3 protein-coding genes and 1 pseudogene are annotated in these 5,314 nt (G+C 50.7%); 1 reads left to right on the top strand and 3 read right to left on the bottom strand.

Annotated elements, in window-relative coordinates:
• Window positions 1-182: 182 nt before the first annotated feature.
• Window positions 183-1,835 (top strand): solute:sodium symporter family transporter, encoded by a 1,653-nt coding sequence (locus tag WBV75_RS07885; protein WP_424120086.1) that lies wholly within the window; start codon window positions 183-185, stop codon window positions 1,833-1,835.
• Window positions 1,836-1,909: 74 nt separating this feature from the next.
• On the opposite strand, the gene xylA is transcribed toward WBV75_RS07885, so the two are convergent.
• The 3 genes and pseudogenes from xylA to WBV75_RS07870 form a co-directional block, all read right to left on the bottom strand.
• Complete coding sequence (gene xylA / locus WBV75_RS07880; RefSeq protein ID WP_424120085.1) at window positions 1,910-3,235, bottom strand: xylose isomerase; 1,326 nt, start codon at window positions 3,233-3,235, stop codon at window positions 1,910-1,912.
• A gap of 5 nt (window positions 3,236-3,240) precedes the next feature.
• Window positions 3,241-4,713 (bottom strand): xylulokinase, encoded by a 1,473-nt coding sequence (locus WBV75_RS07875; RefSeq protein ID WP_424120084.1) that lies wholly within the window; start codon window positions 4,711-4,713, stop codon window positions 3,241-3,243.
• 81 nt (window positions 4,714-4,794) lie between these two features.
• Window positions 4,795-5,314, bottom strand: a pseudogene (locus WBV75_RS07870) (AraC family transcriptional regulator); the annotation flags it as partial.

Below are 5,314 nucleotides of genomic sequence, written 5' to 3'. Positions count from 1 at the left end.
AACTATGAGTGTTCGAAATTACGTTTAACACTGACCAAAATGAAATCCGCAGTAAAAATTACTGTCCGGAGCGTTCAAATCCCTTTGACGACGATATAATGAGGTCTGAATAACTACAAGGACTCGTTACTTTGGGAATAATCCGATATATTTAGGCGCCAAACGAACCAAACCAAACCGTTATGATTGGAATTCTGTCTTTTGTCGGATTTACAGCCATGGTAGGAATTATTTCCTACTTCGCCACCAGGTCAACAAACGAAAAAACATCAGACGGGTATTTCCTGGGTGGGCGTAGCCTGACAGCCGGGGTTATTGCAGGTTCCTTACTGCTCACCAATCTTTCTACGGAGCAAATTGTAGGACTTAATGGAAGTGCCTACCGGGATGGATTGTCCGTAATGGCTTGGGAGACTTTGGCTGCGATAACCATGGTCATTACCGCCCTTTTTCTTCTGCCCCGCTACTTGAAAGGCGGTCTTACGACCGTGCCTCAATTCCTGGCCAAACGCTTCGACATTACAACAAAGACAATAACCTCGGCCCTCTTTTTAACGGGCTATGTAGTGGTGCTGTTACCGGTGATCCTCTACTCGGGATCTGTAGCGATCAGTGGGATGTTTGATTTCCCCACTTTGCTGGGGGTCTCGGAATCGGCAGCCATTACCCTGTGTATCTGGGGGATTGGAATTATCGGATCCATCTACGCTGTTTTTGGGGGGTTAAAAGCCGTAGCGGTGTCGGATAGTATCAATGCAGTTGGCCTTTTGATCGGGGGGTTCTTAATTCCTTTGTTCGGCCTTATGGCTATAGGGGATGGTAGTGCTATCAACGGTCTTGAAACCCTTATGGCTGCAAATCCGGAACGATTTGATTCTACGGGTGAATCCTGGCAGGAAGTACCGTTTATTACCATCTTCACCGGGATGATGTTGGTGCAGCTTTTTTACTGGGGGACGAATCAGCAAATAATACAGCGTGCCCTGGGTGCCAAAAACCTGCAGGAAGGCCAGAAAGGGCTCCTCCTGGCCGCTTTCGTAAAAATTCTCGGCCCCATCATCCTTGTACTTCCGGGAATGATCGCCTATCACTATTTTGACGGTGGACTGTCTTCCAGCAACCTGGCGTATCCGGAACTGGTACGGGCGGTATTACCCAAGTACCTGGTAGGGTTTTTCGCAGCTGTGCTCTTCGGAGCTATTCTGAGTTCCTTTAACAGCGTACTGAACAGTTCGGTTACTCTTTTTGGTATCGATATCTACAAGCAACATATCAACCCTGAGGCTTCCGAACGCACCGTGGTGAAATACGGTAAGATATTTGGTGTTTTCCTCGCCCTTGCGGCCATGTTTGTGGCCCCGGTAATCGAAAACGCCGGAAGTATTTTTCAATATCTCCAGGAGGTAAATGGCATTTACAGCATCCCCATCCTCACGATTATCGTGGTGGGGTACCTCACCAAACGAGTTCCGGCTATCGCGGCTAAAATTGCCATCTTTCTGGGCTCCGGCCTCTATATACTGAGTCAGTTTGTCATTGGGCCGGGCCGGGTGGATGCTGCCCTGGCTGCAGCTGCGGAAAGTGGGATCACCGATGAGGTCGCCCTCAGGCAGATTCAGGCAGATGCCTACCCGCACTACCTTCATATCATGGCCATACTCTTTCTCCTCAATATCATTTTGATGCTTGTTATCGGGAAAATCTGGCCTAATTCAGTTCCCTTTAAACTGGAGTACACCAACCAGGTCGAGATCACCCCTTATAAGTACGTGAAGCAGGTGGGTATTGGGATTGTAGCTATTGTCGTCCTGATCTATATCTATTTTGCCCAGTAGCCGGTAGGCAGTATTACAGTGGAAATACCTGTACGGCCGGAATTTTGGTGTCCGATGCTTTGGGTTCTAACCCATTAAATATACCGATTGATAAGGTTTTCCAGCATCTCCTGTTTGCCGCTTTGCAGGGGAATTTCCCCCTGTTCCAGGGCAATCGTATGGAGGTCCTGAAGGGTTAATTTCCCTTGCTCAAAGGCGGCTCCCTTACCAGATTCAAAGGATTCATAGCGCTGCCGGCGCACCTGTCGGTAGGTGGAATCCCGCAAAATACGGTCGGCGATAAGAAGGGCCCTGGCAAAAGTGTCTGCCCCTCCTATATGCGCGAGAAAGAGGTCTTCCGGGTCGGTGGAATTCCGACGGAGTTTCGCGTCGAAATTAATACCGCCTCCCTGTAATCCCCCGGCTTCCAGAAGGGTTAGCATCATCAGGGTCACCTCATTGAGGTTGTTGGGAAACTGGTCGGTGTCCCACCCGTTTTGGTAGTCGCCCCGATTTGCATCAATACTCCCCAGCATCCCCCGGGCTGCGGCGATTTCCATTTCATGTTGCATACTGTGACCGGCCAGGGTGGCGTGATTCACTTCCAGGTTGAGTTTGAAATCGTCTTGCAGGCCGTATTGATGCAGGAAGCCGATAACCGTGGCCGCATCGTAGTCGTATTGATGTTTCATGGGCTCCATAGGTTTGGGTTCAATAAAAAACGTACCCTTAAAACCCTGGCTTCGCGCGTAATCCCTGGCCATACCGAGGAAACGACCCATATGATCCAATTCTTTCCCCACCTGGGTATTGAGCAGGGACATATACCCTTCCCGACCTCCCCAGAAGACATAGTTTTCCCCCCCGAGTGCTATTGTGGCGTCCATGGCCCCTTTAATCTGTGCCCCGGCCCGGGCCAAAACCCTGAAGTCAGGATTGGTCGATGCCCCGTTCATATAACGTGGATGGCTGAAACAATTTGCGGTACCCCATAGGAGTCTGACCCCAGAGGCCTCCATTTTTTCTTTGAGGTAATGAACGATCTTTTCAAGCCGATTTTCCGACTCCAGGAGCGTAGGGGCTTCAGCGACCAGGTCAAAATCGTGAAAACAGAAATAGTCAAACCCCAGTTTGGTGATAAACTCAAAAGCGGCGTCTGCTTTCTGGCGGGCGGCAGTCAGGGGATCCTCTGAAACATCCCAGGGATGCATGAGGGTGCCTGGCCCGAACGGATCTGCCCCCGTACCGCAGAAGCTATGCCAGTAGGCTACCGCAAACTTAAAATGGGCCTTCATCGGCATGCCGTTCACGGTGCGCTCGGGGTCGTAATATTTATAGGCAAGGGGATTGTCCGATTCCTTTCCCTCATAGGGGATTTTTCCGATTCCCTTAAAATACTCTCTGTCTCCAAGTAGTACCATATTTCTTATTTTTTCTGAAGTTCATCCTTCCATCTTAAATAGGCTATTCTGTAGTCTCCTACTTCCTTTACTGGCAGGACTGTAGCCAGATAGTCCCTTCCGGCCGTGTGTTCTAGATATTCCTCAAGCCCGAGCTGTTCGACCATACAGGCCCTCGCAGCCCCGACTGCCCCGGTGACCTCATACAGCTCAATGGTCGTCTGGCCCAGGGCTGCCAGGGTGGTGGTAAAGATATCCGATTGAAAGAGGTTGTCATTGCCGGCGCGAATCGTTTTAAAGGGCAGTCCGCTGCCTTCCATGAGTTCCATTCCGTATCGGAAGGCAAAGGCAATACCTTCTAAAGCGGCACGGCATAAATGGCCTTTGTGGTGACGGTTAAATTCAAGGCCGGAAAAAGACGCCCCGATGGATTTGTTATCGAGCATTCTTTCGGCCCCATTTCCAAAAGGAAAACACAACAGGCCGTCTGAACCCACCGGGACCGCCTCGGCCAGGGTATTCATCTCATCGTAGCCCGAAACATCGAGTTGATCCTTTAACCAGCGGTATAAGCTGCCCGCACCATTGATACAGAGCAATTGTCCGATACGCAGGCGATCCGGGGCATGGTTCACGTGCAAAAAATGGTTAAAGCGCCGGAGTTCTGCAACCTTAGGGGAATCCGTAATTCCGTAGAGTACCCCGGAGGTGCCTCCTGTAGCGGCAACTATTCCGGGTTCCAGGACATTCAGTGTAAAGGCGTTATTTGGTTGGTCTCCGGCCCGGTAGAGGATGGGAGTCCCTTCGCTCAGGCCGGTGTCCCGGGCCCCCGATTTACTCACTTTTGACTGATGGCCAAAGGTGGGGACGATTTCCGGCAGCAAGGAGTCCGGCATGCCCCAATGCCCGAGAAGCCAATAGGCGGGTTGTCCCTTTTGGAAGTCCCACAGAATCCCTTCAGAAAGTCCGCTTGCCGTGGTTTGGGCCTTTCCGCTAAGTCGATAGGCGATATAATCTCCGGGTAAAAGAAAAGTTTTGGTTTTATTAAAAGCCTCGGGTTCTTCCTGCTGTACCCAGCGCAGCTTTGAGGCTGTAAAATTTCCCGGCTCATTTAACAAGTGTTCCCGACATTGGGGTTCTCCCAATTCCCCCAGGGTTTGCTCGCCTATGGAAACGGCCCGGCTGTCGCACCAGATAATCGCCGGCCGAACGCACTGGCCTGTACCATCTAAAGTGACCAGTCCGTGCATTTGATATGCGATGCCTATTCCGGAAATGGCCCCAGGGGCTACCCTTGTTTTGGAAAGGACTTCCCGGGTTCCCTCGCAAATACACTTCCACCAAAGTTCCGGGTCTTGTTCCGCCCAGCCGGGATGGGGGGCATCTATTCCGAGTTCTTCTGCCGGGGTTTTAATTACGGCAAGGGTTTCCCCGGTTTCAGAATCGACCAGGGCTGTTTTCAAAGAAGAACTCCCCAGGTCGTAGCCGATAAAATACATAGTAATGGTGAGGTTTGAGGCGTAGTGCCTGATCTCCTAAGATAAAAAAACTATAGTATTTTCCGGTTGCAAACGTCGGGATTACTCGGCTTCCTCCCTGAGGGGCAAATATACTTCAGCTTTCCACCTGAGGGCATCACCACCCATGTGAGGATTGTTAAAGAAGACTTCTACCGGGGTTTCTTCTACTTCTATCCCGTTGCTTTCTGCGTAGTCTAAAAGCGCATACCACGCCCGGTCCGAAGTAATGTAGTTTCCATTATAGGTGGCTTTCAGCGCCCTTTTCGGAAAAATGCGATTGTATTTGATGTCCGGATGTTGGGGCAATTGGTCTGACCGGATGATAGGGAAACAAAAGCGGTATTCCAGACTGTCGGTTTTCCGGTCCCACTGATCAACCAGGATCATGGGCGGGCCGTTCATTGTGACGTTATATCGAACGAGTACATCGCTAAGCATCATATAGGTGTCCATCATGCCCCCCGCCTTTCCGTGCTGGTCTGTTTTAAGGTCCACATAGGCGTAAAACGTGCTGGGCATTTCGGCCTCTCCCTCGATATGTACTTTAAAGAGATCGATATGATCCCTTAGGTCATTGACG

The sequence above is a fragment of the Robiginitalea sp. genome (assembly GCF_049588695.1).
Taxonomy (GTDB): domain Bacteria; phylum Bacteroidota; class Bacteroidia; order Flavobacteriales; family Flavobacteriaceae; genus Robiginitalea.
The sequence above is the reverse complement of the archived record's forward strand: the minus strand, read 5'-3'. Positions and strand labels throughout refer to the sequence as shown.

What these genes read in the sequence shown, in the direction of transcription:
- WBV75_RS07885 (WP_424120086.1), top strand. Translation starts at nt 183, where the DNA reads ATGATTGGAATTCTGTCTTTTGTCGGATTTACAGCCATGGTAGGAATT.
- xylA (WP_424120085.1), bottom strand. Translation starts at nt 3,235, where the DNA reads ATGGTACTACTTGGAGACAGAGAGTATTTTAAGGGAATCGGAAAAATC.
- WBV75_RS07875 (WP_424120084.1), bottom strand. Translation starts at nt 4,713, where the DNA reads ATGTATTTTATCGGCTACGACCTGGGGAGTTCTTCTTTGAAAACAGCC.